Below are 14,748 nucleotides of genomic sequence, written 5' to 3'. Positions count from 1 at the left end.
AAAAGCTGGGATATGCGGATGTGGCGGAATGGCAGACGCATCAGACTCAAAATCTGACGTAGGTGACTATGTACGGGTTCAAGTCCCGTCATCCGCAGTTGATTTATGAAAGAGCATCGAAGACTTAAAGTTTTCGGTGCTTTTTTGCCCTTGCACATTTATTAGATATTCATTATAATAAAACCGATGTTTTTAGAGGAACAAAAGAAGAAAGAATGAAATGACGAAAGGAAGAAGATTATGGGATTTACAGTACAGGATATGCTTGATATGAAATTATTTCAGAAAGCGAATCTGCTCTGGGGCAAGGGTGGTATTGGCCAGGAAATCCGTGGTGTTACGATTATTGAATCTCCAGATATTGTTCGTTTTATCAGTGGTGGAGAGGTCCTTCTGACAGGATTGAATGCATTTCAGAGTTGTTCCCCGGAAGAGTTCCGCAGTTATATCGCGGAGCTTGCAAAGAAAAAAGTAAGTGCACTTGTGATTAAGCAAGGAAGAACCGTAGACTTCATGGAGGAAAAGATGGCGGTCATACAGGAGTATGCTCAAAAGACAGAAACTCCTGTCGTTGAGATTCCGTTTGAAATGCCATTTCGAGAAATTCTTAATACGATCATGGAGCATATTTTCAGTGAGGAAGTTATCAGACTTAAGTATTTTAAGACAACTCATGATAATTTTACGGCGCTGTCACTTTCTTTTCATTCCATGGAAAATGGAGTGCAGCGTATTGTAGACATTTTGTCAAAACTGATTGGAAACCCGGTGGCATTGTTTGATCAGAATCTGGAATGCCAGGCGACAACAGATACAAGAATCCGTGAATTTGAAATTCAGCCGGACGCAAAAGAGTATTCTTTGGACTTTTATTCAAATTATAAATACCGGAGACAGGAAATTACATTGGAGGAAAAACCGGAAGAAAAGATCGGGCAGTATCTTGTGCGATTGAATGTTATGTATAATGCGAGAATGTATCTGGTTGTTACTGAAACAGAACATCCGGTCAACGGTATGGATTTTATTGCAGTTGAGAATGCAGTAACAGCGTTGAAGCAGGAATTGTTCCGTCAAAGTTCACTGGCAGATCTTGAGAAAAAGTTCCAGAGTGATATTATGAACAATATTTTGAATGGAAAGGTTCACTCAATTCAGGAACTTCGAAGGGACAGTTCCCTGCTTGGAATTTCTATGGATGCGTTCTACCGTATTATTGCGTTCAATCTCGGATATGGCTCAAATCGGGTCGATCTGAATGACACGGTGAAATACACGAATATATTGAACAATGCGATCGCTATTGAATTTCCGAATGTGAAGATTCAGAATGATATGGACAGAGTCATTGTGATACAGGAAGTAGATCCGGCGAGAAAACAGGAAGAATATCGTCACGAATTGAAAGAAATCGTCATGAAGATTCAGAAGCGTGTGGCAAGTGCGAAAAAAGATTTGAAAGTCCGTGCCGGAGTCGGACGAATGATAGAGGGGATTGAACATATTCCGAGCAGTTTTAAAGAGGCAACGGATTCATTGATGTTTATTGATATTCTTGGAGATGAAAATGAAGACAGTCAGTCCAAAATTATGATTTTCTCCGACATGGGAATTTTCAAACTGCTTTGTCAGCTCAGTGATGAGAAAGAAATGATGGAATATGTACCAGAATCTCTTCAAAAATTATATCATTACAAAAAACAGCAGCGTCAGGATCTGATCCTGACACTTAAGACTTATCTGGAACACAACCAGAATCTGACAAAGACAGCTCAGGACTTGTATATACATTATAAGACGGCGGCCTATCGTATTGAGCGGATTTCGCAGATCACAGGCATAGATTTTGATAACCCTAATGAAGTACTATCTGTCCGAATTGGCTTAGTTGTATGTAAAATGATGGAAAATTTAAAAAAATAGCAGTTTTTTGAGAAAGTAACAGAGATTTATCAGTTGTTGATAAATCTCTGTTACTTTTTTGTCCAATTATGCAGATGCGTATTGTTAAAAAAATATCTATAATATGAGACATAGAAAAACAAAGATTCACAAGGGAGGAGGAATTCGGATGAAAGCAAATATAAATCGTGTGGTTTCCAGATTAGAAGACATTTATCAGTGTGGTAAAAAAGAAGATGGAACGTACACGAGAATGGCATTCTCCGAAGAAGATGTAAAAGGAAGAGAACTTTTTGCATCTTGGGCAAAGCGCCTTGGCATGACATGCCATGTGGACGAAGCTGGTAACCTGATTGCTCATATGGATGGGCAGGATAATGATCTTCCGGCAATTATGATGGGTTCACATCTTGACACAGTTCCGGACGGAGGTCGATACGATGGAGTGACTGGCTGCGTTGGAGGATTGGAAGTATGTGAAGTGTTAAAGGAACATGGAAAAGTTCCGAAACACCCGATCGAGGTGATTGTGTTTACCGATGAAGAAGGATTCCGTTTTGGAAAAGGACTTCTGGGAAGCAGTTCACTTTGTGGACAGGACCCTGATGTCAGTGATGATGAGCTGGATATTTACGGTGAGCCACGAGGCGAAGTGATGAAATCATATGGAATCACAAGTGCAAATGTGATGAAAGCCAAAAGAGATCCAAAGACGGTACACAGTTTTATCGAACTTCATGTAGAACAGGGATCCAGACTTTATAAAGCACATACACCGGTCGGCGTTGTATCATCGATTGCAGGTGTGAATCGATATGATGTGACTGTAGCAGGCGAGGCAAATCATGCAGGAAGTACTGCGATGGCTGACAGAAAAGATGCACTCGTTGCTGCGGCTGGATTCATCAACAAGGTTCCGGAAATTGTAAAAGAGTATGGAAATGAATTTACTGTTGCAACAGTCGGAACCATTAAAGTTACACCACATTCCGTTAATGTAATTCCAGGAACTTGCACTTTCAGCCTGGAGATTCGTGACCAGAGCGCAGAAGTTATGAAACTGATTGAAAATCATCTCAGACGGCTTCTTGAGGACATCTGCAAAAAATATGGAGTTACGTCTACATTTGTTCCGACATCTTATCATGATCCGGCACCAATGTCGGAATTAGTAAGAGGAACGATAGAGGAAGCGGTAAAAGAGCTTGGAATTGATTATACAGTCATCCCAAGCGGTGCATTTCATGACTCCCTGATCATGACAAGCGTATTCCCGACAGGAATGATTTTCGTGCCTAGCAAAGACGGAATCAGTCATTCCAGATATGAATACACAGCACCGGAAGACATTGAGAATGGCTGCAATGTTTTGTTAAATACAGTTTTAAAACTGGATGAAAAATAAAAGTCGAAAGACATGATGCATTTTAAGGAAACCTAAAAAAAGAAAGGCAGGTAAAAAAACTATGGCAAAGAAAAAAATTGGTATTATCGGTGGCGGAATCTCAGGAGCAGGACTGGCTTATCACTTAAGCCTCTACGAAGGAGAAGCTGATGTGACAGTATTTGAAAAGGACACAATCGGTGGAGCTTCTACAGCAAAATCAGCCGGAACAGTATGTCTTTTTGATGATTCCCTCAAGAACAGATACTGGGACGTTAGACTTTATGGTTTCGAGTCCTACCTGAAAATGGAAGCGGAAGAGAAAGGTTCAGCAGGATTTGATAAGACAGGAACTCTTGTAGTAGCAACAAATGAAGAAGTAGAGAAGGTCATTAAGACAGGAATCGCTCTTGCAAAAGCAGCAGGATATACAGGAGAGTATATTACAGATAAAGACCGTATCAAAGAAATCCTTCCAGATATTTCTACAGAAAATATTCTTGGAGCAGGATATACAGAGGATGACGGATATTTTGATGGAACAATGATTTCCAATACATATATGAAAAAAGCTCAGAAAAATGGCGTAACTGTAAAGACAGGCGTGAAAGTTACAGATGTTAAGATCGTAGATAACAAAGTAAAAGGTCTTACAACTGACGATGGAGCAGAGTATGAGTTTGATGTAGTTGTTGACTGTACAGGTCCATGGAGCAAAATTACAGGAGAAATGGTTGGACTGAACGTACCAATCTGGCATACAAAAGCGGAAGCATTCTTCTTATGCCCTCCAGGAAAGAAATTAGACTACACATTCCCAGTACTGAAATACCCAGAGTTCTATGCACTGAGAGCAGGAGACAACATTTTTATCTGCAAATCTCACTTATCTATGGATCTGAACAATCCGATGCATGCAGGACAGTGGGATCCAGACAAATTACCTGCAACAGGTGGAACAGACGATTACTTCATCGACTTCCTTCTGGATCAGTTGGATGCTAAGGTTCCGGGAATCGTAGACAGCGGACTTGTATCTTCCTGGTTATCCTACCGTGCAGAGCCAAAGGATTTCTGGCCGGTACTTGGTAAGACACCAGTAGAAGGATACATGCTTTCAACAGGATTTGGTGGAAATGGAGTCATCGAGGTTCCGGCAGCAACACGTGATCTTGCAAAACTGATCATGCGTGACGAGAGCACACCACTTCTTGAGAACTGGGCATTCGAGAGACTTCTTGAAGACTAATAAGCAAATGAAAGTTACTATTGAAAGTAACAGATGAAAGTAAAAATAATAGGAGGAAACTATGAATATAGCAGTTCTTATTAAGCAGGTTCCGGTATCTAACGATGTATCTGTAGACCCGGAAACACATGCACTTGTACGTGCAAGCTCTGAAGGAATGATCAATCCGGCAGATCTGAATGCCATTGAAGAAGCAATGCAGTTAAAAGAGCAGACAGACGGAAAAGTTGTAGTATTTACGATGGGACCACCGGATGCAGAAAAAGCATTGCGTGATGCGATGGCACTCGGATGTGACGAAAGCTGCCTGATCACAGATAGAGCAGTTGCAGGAGGAGATACCGTAGCAACAGCAAAAGTATTAGCAAAAGCAATTCAGTTATATGGTGAATTTGACCTGATCTTAGGAGGTGCCCTGTCAGCAGACGGGGCAACCGGACAGGTGGCAGCAATGGTTGCAGAAGAATTAAATCTTCCACATGTTGTAGAAATCCAGTCTGTAAAATATAAGGAAGATCAGGCAGGAAAAGTTGAAGTTGTAAAGAAAATGCACGATACAAGTTTCAGGATTGCCTGCGCTACACCGGCAGTATTATCTGTAAACTTTGGCTGCAATGAGCCAAGACTTGCAACACTTAGAAGTAAACGTGCGGCAAAAACAAAACCACTTGTTACCTATACAAATGCTGAACTTGGATTTGCAGCAGAGGAAGTTGGAATCAAGGGATCACCGACAGTTACTGTTGATTCCTTCCAGCCGGAGACAAAGAGAAGTGCTAAGATGCTTACAGGTACACCGGCAGAACTTGCAAAACAGCTTTATGACCTGATTGAAGAGGAGAAAGGAAAGTAGACCTATGGCTAATGGAATTTGTGTTTATGCAGAAAGTTATAATGGTGAATTAGAGACGGTAGCTGCAGAACTGGTTTCAGCGGCAAAAGGTCTGGCTGAGACAACAAAAGAAAAAGTTCAGGCAATCGTTCTTTCCGACCATGCAGAAGAACTTGTAAAAGAATTAGATAAGCTTGGTGTAGATGAAATCTATGCAGTAAAAGCAGATCATGATATCACACTTCAGGATGATGCAGTCAGTGCTGCAATTGCTGAAATGTTAAAGAAAATCGAGCCATCCGCAGTGCTTGTTCCGGCAACACCACAGGGACGCTCTATTTTCTCAAGAGTAGCGATGCGTCTTGGTTGTGGTATGACTGCGGACTGTACAGAGGTTCTGGCTGCTCAGAGAGAAGACGGTTCTTTCTATATTAAACAGAACAAACCGTCCTACGGAGAAAATGTATTTGTTACAATTCTTACAAAAGAAGGTATTTATCCGCAGATGATGACAGTAAGACCTGGTGTCTATGCAGCCTGTGAGGCAAAAGAAAGCGGAAATGCAAATGTAACATTTTTTGATGATATCAAAATTGAAAAATCTGGAGTTGAGATTCTGGAAGAACTTCCGGCAGAAAATACAACAGACAGTATTCTCGGAGCAGAAGTTGTTGTTGTCGGAGGGCGTGGAGTTCTGGAAGATGATAACTTTGAACTTCTCGAGAAATTTGCTGAGAAAGTCGGAGGAGCAATCGGAGGAACAAGACCAATGGTTGATTCAGAGATGATTCCGTTCAATCACCAGATTGGACAGACAGGACTGACAATCCGTCCGAAGATCTGTATCTCCTTTGGTGTATCCGGAGCAATTCAGCATACAGAAGGAATCAAGGATACAAATTTATATGTTGCAGTCAATACAGACGAAAATGCTGCGATTTTTGGAGTTGCAGATTACGGAATCCGGGCAGATTTAAAAGAAATTCTGGAGAACTACCTGACACTGTAATGTAAAGACAGACATTACTTACCTCAATTTTAGAATATACGCATGCTTTAAAAGGCATGACAGAAAAGAAAGCTCATCGCCGGGCTTTCTTTTTTTGCCATGAGAGTCTTGAATGGAACAATTTGATAGAAATGTATCAAATTTGGCGTTATTTTATTTGTTTTGATAATATATAGCTTTTAAAAAAAACGGATTTGGTGTATAGTAATAAGGTAGTTTGTTTATTAACAAGGAGACTATATGAGCGAGAATACAAATAAAAAAATTGTGCTCATCGATGGGCACAGCATATTAAACAGGGCATTTTTCGGACTTCCGGATCTGACGAATTCCGAAGGACTTCATACGAATGCAATCTATGGATTTCTGACGATCATGTTCAAGATTCTGGATGAAGAAAAGCCGGATTATCTGACGGTCGCATTTGACGTGCATGCGCCGACATTCCGTCATAAGATGTATGACGCTTACAAAGGAACAAGAAAGCCGATGGCAGACGAACTGAGGCAGCAGGTTCCGGTTATTAAGGAAGTCCTTTGCTCTATGGGGATTAAGACTATAGAGTGTGCGGGATTGGAGGCTGACGATCTTCTTGGAACACTGTCCAGACGATGTGAAGAAAAAGGAATGGAAGTGTCCGTTATTTCCGGAGACAGAGATCTTCTGCAGCTTGCAACGCAACATGTTAAGATCCGCATTCCAAAGACAAAGCAGGGTCGTACTGAAGTGGAAGATTATTATGCGGCAGATGTGAAAGAACGTTATCAGGTGACACCGAAGGAGTTCATTGATCTGAAAGCGCTGATGGGCGACACGGCCGATAACATTCCAGGAGTTCCAAGCATCGGAGAAAAGACAGCGACCAAGATTATCACAGAATATCATTCAATCGAGAATGCATATGAACATGTGAGTGAACTGAAGCCGCCACGAGCGTCCAAGGCACTTGCTGAGCACTGGGATATGGCAGTTATGAGCAAGACACTTGCCACGATTGAAGTGCATGCGGATTTTCCGTATGAACTGTCTGAGGCGAAGCTTGGTAATATATTTACAGAAGAAGCATATGCATTTTTCCAGAAACTACAGTTTAAGAATCTTTTGTCCAAATTCGATGTTACTGCACCGGCAAATCAGGTGGAAGACGGATTTGAACAGATTACAGATTATAAGAAGGCAGAAAAGGTTCTGAATCAGGCAAAAGAATCCACATGTGTTGGAGCGGTGATCTTCCAGAATACGGAAAATGTACTTCCGCTTTTTGCAAATGAAGCGGCAATTGGCGGTATCGGTCTTTGCTTTGATGAAGAGCATGCATACTGTATTGAAGTGACTGAGCAGATTACAAAGGAATTCCTTCTTGAAAAGCTGAGTAAGCTGAATGAAAGTTGCGGACGTTTTGTCATGTTCGATATCAAAGAAGCTATGAAGTGGCTGACAATCAAAAATCAGAAGCATTGCTTTGATGCAACGGTTGCGGCTTACCTTTTGAATCCGTTGAAGAATGATTACACATACGAAGATGTGGCAAGAGAGCAGCTTAATATTGTAATTGAAGAAAAGTCAGAAGCTTATGTGAAGGTTTGCTATGAAGCATATACAGCGTTTAAGGGCAGTGACTTGTTATACAAGAAGTTAGAAGGAACACAGATGCTGCATCTATTTGAAGATATTGAGATGCCGCTTGTATTTACTCTTTATGATATGGAAAGAAATGGGATCCGTGCTGAAGGCGAAGCATTGAAAGTTTATAGCAGCCAGCTTGGCGGACGGATCAGTGAACTGGAAAAAGAAATTTACGAAATGGCAGGGGAATCGTTCAATATTAATTCACCAAAGCAGCTTGGCGTGATCCTTTTTGAAAAGCTTTTACTTCCGGGAAGTAAAAAGACGAAAAGTGGTTATTCCACTGCGGCAAGTGTGCTGGACAAGCTTGCACCGGATTATCCGATTGTAAGTAAAGTGCTGGAATACAGACAGCTTACAAAGCTAAAATCTACGTATGCAGATGGTCTGGTCAATTATATTGAAGAAGATGGACGAATCCACAGCAAGTTCAATCAGACAATTACAGCGACCGGACGGATCAGCAGTACGGAGCCGAATCTTCAGAATATTCCGGTCCGGGTAGAACTGGGACGGCTGATCCGGAAGGTATTTGTGCCGGAGGACGGATACATTTTTGTGGATGCCGATTATTCTCAGATTGAACTTCGTGTGCTGGCACATTGTTCCGGTGACGCAAATCTGATTGAGGCTTACCGGGAAGAAAAGGATATTCATAGAATTACAGCTTCTCAGGTATTTCACATTCCTTTTGAAGAGGTAACTCCACTTCAAAGAAGAAATGCGAAAGCGGTCAATTTCGGTATTGTATATGGGATCAGTTCTTTTGGATTGTCTGAGGACTTGAGTATTGGCAGAAAAGAAGCTGCAAAATATATTGAAGATTACTTTAAGACATATCCGGGAATCAAGACATTTCTGGATGATACTGTGGCACATGCAAAAGAGATGGGGTATGTTGTGACATTGTTCGGAAGAAGACGTCCGGTTCCGGAACTTTCTTCCAGCAATTTTATGCAGCGTTCCTTCGGAGAGAGAGTGGCAATGAATGCACCAATCCAGGGAACCGCAGCAGATATTATGAAAATTGCCATGATCGGTGTGAACCGTAGACTGAAAGAGCAGAATCTGAAGTCCAGACTTGTACTTCAGGTACATGATGAACTTCTCATAGAAGCTTACAGACCAGAACTTCCGGAAGTAGAAAAAATCCTCCGGGAGGAGATGGAGCAGGCGGCATCCTTAGATGTACCGCTGGAGATAGATATGCATACAGGAGAAAACTGGTACGAAGCAAAGTAAGGGGTGGAGATTATGAAAATTATAGGTATTACTGGCGGAGTAGGAGCAGGAAAGACACAGATACTGGAATATTTAAGTGACAAATACGGAGCTTCCGTTTGTCAGACTGATAAGGTGGCAAAGAAATTGCAGAAAAAAGGCGGAATCTGTTACGATCCGATCGTAGAACATTTTGGTACAGAAATACTGGACGAAAAAGGGGAGCTTGACAGAAAGAAGCTTTCAGATATCGTGTTCGGTGATCCCAAAGAGTTAAATGTACTCAATGAGATTGTACACCCGGCGGTAAAAGAGGAAGTAAATAAAAAAATCAAAAAAGAAGAACGCAAGAACACGAATCTTCTGATTGTAGAATCGGCTGTTCTTGTAGAAGATCATTATAATGAGATCTGTGATGAGCTCTGGTATATATATGTGGAGGATGCAGTGCGCAGAAACCGTCTTTACTATTCCAGGGGATATGATAATAAGAAGATTGATGAGATTATTGCAGCACAGCTGCCAAAGGAGATGTTCCTGAAAGCCTGTGACCGTGTAATTGATAATAGTGGAATCTTTGCAGAGACAATGATCCAGATCGATCAGATTGTAAAGGAATTATAGACAGATCTCATACCTAAGATATACGGAAGGAATTTACATATATATGAGACTATGCAGTATTGCCAGCGGAAGCAGTGGCAATTGTATCTATACGGGAGGAGAGCATACACATCTTCTTGTAGATACAGGAATCAGCAAAAAAAGAGTAGAGGAAGGTCTGAAAGCTCTGGATATCAAGGGAGAGGAGCTTAGCGGGATTCTGATCACTCATGAACATATTGACCATGTGCAGGGTCTTGGCGTGTTCAGCAGAAAGTATGAAGTGCCGATCTATGCGACAAAAGGTACAATAGAAGGAATCAAAAAGATTTCCAGTATTGGAAAGATGCCGGAGGGATTATTCCATGAAATCCAGACGGATGAAACATTTACACTGGGTGAGCTGAAAGTAGAACCATTCAAAATCTCTCACGATGCAAATGAACCGTCCGGATACCGGATCGGTGACGGGAAAAAATCCGTTGCAGTCGCAACAGATCTTGGAAAGTATGACGATTATACCGTGGAACATTTGAAAAATCTGGACGCAATCGTGCTGGAGGCAAACCATGACTTAAAGATGCTGGAGGTCGGTCCATATCCATATCCGCTCAAACGAAGAGTGGCAGGAGACAAAGGACATTTATCAAATGAATTGTCAGGAAGGCTGTTATGTGATATATTACATGATAACCTGAAACATGTTGTTCTTGGACATCTCAGTAAAGAGAACAATTATGAAGAGCTTGCCTATGAGACGGTGAAGTTAGAGGTTACTTTGGGAGATAATCCATATAAAGGGGACGATTTTCCAATCACTGTTGCAAAGAGAAGCAGTGTGTCAGAGATTATTGATCTGTAACTGTTTTGTAAAAAAATACTAGTCAAAAATGATTGATCTGTAACTGCCTTACAAAAAAGCATAGTGTCAGAAATTTTACTGACACGGAGATTACGAGGAGGAACACCATGAAGAAATGTATCATTACTGTAGTTGGAAAAGACAAGGTTGGAATTATTGCGGGAGTATGTCAGTATCTTTCTGATATTTCTGTAAACATATTAAATATTTCCCAGACAATCGTAGAGGGGTATTTTAATATGATGATGATTGTAGATGTCACAAATTGTACAAAAGAAATTGCAGTAGTTGTTAATGAGATGGAAGAACTTGGAAAAACAATTGGCGTAGATATCCACTGCCAGCGGGAAGATATCTTTGAAAAAATGCATCGTTTGTAATCTTGAATAAAGCGGAGGATTGGACATGATTAATTTTTACGAAGTAAATGAAACCCAGCAGATGATTGAACATGAGAACCTGGATGTGAGAACAATCACACTTGGAATCAGTCTTTTGGACTGTATTGATTCTAATCTGGATAAGTTGAATCAGAAAGTATATGAAAAGATTACAACAGTTGCAAAGGATCTGGTTGTGACAGGTAATCAGATTGAACAGGAGTACGGAATTCCGATTGTCAATAAACGTATTTCTGTAACTCCGATTTCATTGATCGGTGGTTCAGCATGCAAGAAACCGGAAGACTTTGTGGAAATTGCAAGGACATTGGATAGGGCAGCGAAAGAAGTCGGTGTGAATTTTATCGGTGGTTATTCTGCATTAGTGTCAAAGGCTATGACAAAAAGTGATGAGCTTTTAATCCATTCTGTTCCACAGGCGCTTGCCTGTACGGATCGGGTGTGCAGTTCTATTAATGTAGGATCTACAAAGACAGGTATCAACATGGACGCAGTCCGTCTCTGCGGAGAGATTGTAAAAGAGACTGCAGAAGCAACGAAAGACAACGATTCTCTTGGATGTGCAAAGCTTGTTATATTCTGTAATGCACCAGATGACAACCCATTTATGGCGGGGGCATTTCTTGGCGTGACAGAAGGCGATGCGGTAATCAATGTAGGAGTCAGCGGACCGGGGGTTGTAAAGCATGCCATAGAGCAGGTACGTGGACAGGGGTTTGAAGAATTATGTGAGACAATCAAGAAGACTGCATTTAAGGTAACTCGTGTCGGTCAGCTTGTAGCAGGAGAAGCGTCAAAACGTCTCGGTGTTCCGTTTGGAATTGTCGATCTGTCACTGGCACCTACTCCGGCGATTGGAGACAGTGTCGCTGAGATTCTGGAAGAAATCGGTCTGGAACGTGTCGGTGCACCTGGAACAACAGCAGCGCTTGCAATGCTGAATGATCAGGTGAAAAAAGGCGGTGTTATGGCATCCTCTTATGTAGGTGGACTTAGCGGTGCATTTATTCCGGTCAGTGAAGATCAGGGAATGATCGATGCGGTAACGATAGGCGCGCTGACAATGGAAAAATTAGAGGCTATGACTTGTGTATGCTCTGTAGGTCTGGACATGATCGCTATTCCGGGAAAGACGAAAGCATCTACGATTTCAGGAATTATTGCCGATGAGATGGCGATTGGAATGATCAATCAGAAAACAACAGCAGTACGTCTGATTCCTGTTATAGGAAAAGACGTTGGAGATACCGCTGAATTTGGCGGATTGTTAGGATATGCACCGATCATACCAGTGAATGAATATGATTGTAGCGCATTTGTGAGCAGAAAAGGAAGGATTCCGGCTCCGGTGCACAGCTTTAAGAATTAGGAGGAAATTGACAAGAATGGGAAAGGTAGCAATTGTTACAGACAGCAACAGTGGAATTACACAGGAGGAAAGTAAGAAATTAGGAATCCATATTCTTCCGATGCCATTCTATATTAACGGAGAATTATTCTATGAAGATATCACATTGTCCCAGGAAGAATTTTATAAAAAACTGGCAGAGGATGCAGAGATATCTACCTCACAGCCATCTCCTGGAGATGTGATGGATTTGTGGGAAGAGCTTTTGAAAAAATATGATGAAATCCTTTATATTCCGATGTCAAGCGGACTTAGCAGTTCCTGTGATACAGCCATGGGACTTGCTATGGAATTTGAAGGAAAAGTCCGTGTGGTAAATAATCAGAGAATTTCTGTTACTCAGAGACAGTCAGTTCTTGATGCGATTGAAATGGCAGAAAAAGGGATGTCTGTACAGGAAATCGAAGAAGTTCTGATGCGTGAAAAACTAGAGTCCAGTATTTATATTACAGTAGATACACTAAAGTACTTGAAAAAAGGTGGACGTATCACACCTGCAGCGGCAGCTATCGGTACTGTATTGAATTTAAAACCGGTTCTTCAGATTCAAGGCGATAAGCTGGATGCCTTTTCGAAAGCGCGTGGATGGAAATCTGCAAAGAAGACGATGCTTGATGCAATGGAAAAAGATTTGAAAGAACGGTTTGCCGGAGAAGAAGTACATCTCGAGGCTGCCTATACATGTTCTGCTGAAGAAGCACAGGAATGGAAAACAGAGATAGAGGCAAGATTCCCGGGATATGATGTGGTGATGAATCCGCTGTCACTGAGCGTATCATGTCATATTGGACCAGGGGCAAGGGCAATTGCCTGCAGTCGTAAAATTAAATTGTAATAAATGAAATTACAATTTTAATGTATGGACTCATACGGGAAGGAAAACTATGGAGATTACTGTAAGAGAATTTCGAAGTGAGGATACGAAAGAAGCGATTGCAATCTGGAATGAGGTTGTAGAGCAGGGAAAAGCATTTCCGCAGATGGAAGGTCTGGGAATGGAAGATGGAGAAGCTTTTTTTAAAGAGCAGTCTTATACAGGTATTGCGGTTAACGAAAATGATGAGATCGTCGGACTTTATATTCTTCACCCGAATAATATTGGCAGATGCGGACACATCTGTAATGCCAGCTATGCGGTAAAAAGTACCGTAAGAGGGCAAGGCGTTGGAAGAGAGCTTGTGACTGATTGTCTGGGAAAAGCGAAGGAAATTGGATTTCGCGTTATACAGTTCAATGCAGTTGTAAAGAGTAATACAACTGCACTGGCACTTTACAAAAAACTTGGATTTACACAGCTCGGGACAATTCCAGGTGGATTCCTGAACAAAGATGGTGTGTACGAAGATATTATTGTACATTACAAAGAACTATAATGAAGCATCTGGCTTGCGAATGATCACGATATCATTTAATTTTAAATTGTATTTTTTTGCGGAAGCACAGAAAGATCATCACGAAGTACGAGAAATATGGTGATTTGCTGTGCTTCTTCCATATCTGGGACGAAATCTCAAAATGAATTAACGAAGGAAGGGTAGTTATGAATCAGGTTAAAGTAACAGAGCGTGTACAAAAACAGTTGTTTGAATTACAGGATTTACAATATCGGGATTTTCAGGCAAAACTCTTGCCGACAATAGAGAAAGAAACGGTTATTGGTGTGCGAATGCCTGTGCTTCGCAAATTTGCAAAAGGATATGGAAAAACAGAAGAAGCAAAAGAATTCTTGAAAATTCTTCCACATCAGTATTATGATGAAAATAATCTGCACGGGCTTTTGATTGAACAGATTAAGGATTATGACAGATGTCTGGCAGAGCTGGAACGATTTTTACCATACATCGATAACTGGGCAACCTGTGATATGCTGGCAGTCAAAGTAATGAAAAATCATCTGGATACATTTATAGAAGAGGTCTGCCGCTGGATGAAATCAGACCGCACTTATACAATTCGATTTGGTATCGGTATGCTGATGCGTTATTATCTGGGAGACGAATTCCGGATCGAATATCCCAGGAAAGTAGCTTTGGTTCAGTCAGACGAATATTATGTGAATATGATGCGGGCATGGTATTTTGCAACCGCGCTCGCAAAGCAGTATGATCAGATACTCCCATTTATTGAAGAACGCAAACTTGATGTGTGGACACACAATAAGTCCATTCAAAAAGCTATTGAAAGCTATCGGATTACTTCGGAACAGAAAGTATATCTGAAAACACTCAAAATATGAAAATCATTTTCAAAT

Annotated in this window: 13 protein-coding genes and 1 tRNA gene; all 14 read left to right on the top strand. The window is 41.2% G+C overall.

Annotated features, from left to right (window positions below; all coding sequences use genetic code 11):
- Positions 1-14 precede the first annotated feature (14 nt).
- The 14 genes from C7E02_RS02545 (at position 15) to C7E02_RS02480 (ending at position 14,733) form a co-directional block, all read left to right on the top strand.
- Positions 15-97: transfer RNA gene (locus tag C7E02_RS02545), tRNA-Leu, on the top strand.
- Positions 98-240: 143 nt separating this feature from the next.
- The gene (locus C7E02_RS02540; protein ID WP_005336554.1) at positions 241-1,923 is read left to right on the top strand and encodes a PucR family transcriptional regulator; all 1,683 of its coding nucleotides are present in this window, start codon (positions 241-243) and stop codon (positions 1,921-1,923) included.
- A gap of 148 nt (positions 1,924-2,071) precedes the next feature.
- Entirely contained in the window at positions 2,072-3,307 is a 1,236-nt protein-coding gene (locus tag C7E02_RS02535; RefSeq protein WP_005336553.1) for a Zn-dependent hydrolase, read from the top strand.
- Positions 3,308-3,368: 61 nt separating this feature from the next.
- Positions 3,369-4,535, top strand: coding sequence for an NAD(P)/FAD-dependent oxidoreductase (locus tag C7E02_RS02530; protein ID WP_005336552.1), 1,167 nt, complete (start codon positions 3,369-3,371; stop codon positions 4,533-4,535).
- 61 nt (positions 4,536-4,596) lie between these two features.
- Positions 4,597-5,388 (top strand): electron transfer flavoprotein subunit beta/FixA family protein, encoded by a 792-nt coding sequence (locus C7E02_RS02525; RefSeq protein WP_022279049.1) that lies wholly within the window; start codon positions 4,597-4,599, stop codon positions 5,386-5,388.
- A 4-nt stretch (positions 5,389-5,392) separates the two neighbouring features.
- On the top strand, positions 5,393-6,376 hold the full coding sequence (locus tag C7E02_RS02520) for an electron transfer flavoprotein subunit alpha/FixB family protein (RefSeq protein WP_105308738.1): 984 nt from the start codon (positions 5,393-5,395) through the stop codon (positions 6,374-6,376).
- 240 nt (positions 6,377-6,616) lie between these two features.
- A complete protein-coding gene (polA, locus tag C7E02_RS02515; protein ID WP_105308737.1) occupies positions 6,617-9,244 on the top strand; it encodes a DNA polymerase I in 2,628 nt (875 codons plus the stop codon).
- 12 nt (positions 9,245-9,256) lie between these two features.
- The gene (gene coaE, locus C7E02_RS02510) at positions 9,257-9,847 is read left to right on the top strand and encodes a dephospho-CoA kinase (RefSeq protein WP_005332574.1); all 591 of its coding nucleotides are present in this window, start codon (positions 9,257-9,259) and stop codon (positions 9,845-9,847) included.
- 43 nt (positions 9,848-9,890) lie between these two features.
- Positions 9,891-10,688, top strand: coding sequence for an MBL fold metallo-hydrolase (locus C7E02_RS02505; protein WP_005336549.1), 798 nt, complete (start codon positions 9,891-9,893; stop codon positions 10,686-10,688).
- Positions 10,689-10,795: 107 nt separating this feature from the next.
- The gene (locus tag C7E02_RS02500; protein WP_029730441.1) at positions 10,796-11,068 is read left to right on the top strand and encodes an ACT domain-containing protein; all 273 of its coding nucleotides are present in this window, start codon (positions 10,796-10,798) and stop codon (positions 11,066-11,068) included.
- A 25-nt stretch (positions 11,069-11,093) separates the two neighbouring features.
- Entirely contained in the window at positions 11,094-12,458 is a 1,365-nt protein-coding gene (locus C7E02_RS02495; protein WP_005336547.1) for a PFL family protein, read from the top strand.
- 16 nt (positions 12,459-12,474) lie between these two features.
- Positions 12,475-13,332 carry a DegV family protein gene (locus C7E02_RS02490; RefSeq protein WP_005336546.1) on the top strand — a complete coding sequence of 286 codons (858 nt, stop codon included), beginning with the start codon at positions 12,475-12,477 and terminating at the stop codon, positions 13,330-13,332.
- 49 nt (positions 13,333-13,381) lie between these two features.
- Complete coding sequence (locus C7E02_RS02485; RefSeq protein WP_105308736.1) at positions 13,382-13,870, top strand: GNAT family N-acetyltransferase; 489 nt, start codon at positions 13,382-13,384, stop codon at positions 13,868-13,870.
- Between the two features lie 167 nt (positions 13,871-14,037).
- Positions 14,038-14,733 (top strand): DNA alkylation repair protein, encoded by a 696-nt coding sequence (locus C7E02_RS02480; protein WP_105308735.1) that lies wholly within the window; start codon positions 14,038-14,040, stop codon positions 14,731-14,733.
- Positions 14,734-14,748: the final 15 nt, after the last annotated feature.

Source organism: Dorea sp. Marseille-P4042, from assembly GCF_900290215.1.
Lineage (GTDB): Bacteria > Bacillota > Clostridia > Lachnospirales > Lachnospiraceae > Dorea > Dorea formicigenerans.
Note: the sequence above shows the minus strand (reverse complement) of the source record. Positions and strands in the feature narration are given on the sequence as shown.

Coding starts and splice junctions, on each gene's coding strand:
- C7E02_RS02490 (WP_005336546.1), top strand. CDS start 12,475: ATGGGAAAGGTAGCAATTGTTACAGACAGCAACAGTGGAATTACACAG.
- C7E02_RS02485 (WP_105308736.1), top strand. CDS start 13,382: ATGGAGATTACTGTAAGAGAATTTCGAAGTGAGGATACGAAAGAAGCG.
- C7E02_RS02540 (WP_005336554.1), top strand. CDS start 241: ATGGGATTTACAGTACAGGATATGCTTGATATGAAATTATTTCAGAAA.
- C7E02_RS02535 (WP_005336553.1), top strand. CDS start 2,072: ATGAAAGCAAATATAAATCGTGTGGTTTCCAGATTAGAAGACATTTAT.
- C7E02_RS02525 (WP_022279049.1), top strand. CDS start 4,597: ATGAATATAGCAGTTCTTATTAAGCAGGTTCCGGTATCTAACGATGTA.
- C7E02_RS02505 (WP_005336549.1), top strand. CDS start 9,891: ATGAGACTATGCAGTATTGCCAGCGGAAGCAGTGGCAATTGTATCTAT.
- C7E02_RS02495 (WP_005336547.1), top strand. CDS start 11,094: ATGATTAATTTTTACGAAGTAAATGAAACCCAGCAGATGATTGAACAT.
- C7E02_RS02520 (WP_105308738.1), top strand. CDS start 5,393: ATGGCTAATGGAATTTGTGTTTATGCAGAAAGTTATAATGGTGAATTA.
- coaE (WP_005332574.1), top strand. CDS start 9,257: ATGAAAATTATAGGTATTACTGGCGGAGTAGGAGCAGGAAAGACACAG.
- C7E02_RS02480 (WP_105308735.1), top strand. CDS start 14,038: ATGAATCAGGTTAAAGTAACAGAGCGTGTACAAAAACAGTTGTTTGAA.
- C7E02_RS02500 (WP_029730441.1), top strand. CDS start 10,796: ATGAAGAAATGTATCATTACTGTAGTTGGAAAAGACAAGGTTGGAATT.
- polA (WP_105308737.1), top strand. CDS start 6,617: ATGAGCGAGAATACAAATAAAAAAATTGTGCTCATCGATGGGCACAGC.
- C7E02_RS02530 (WP_005336552.1), top strand. CDS start 3,369: ATGGCAAAGAAAAAAATTGGTATTATCGGTGGCGGAATCTCAGGAGCA.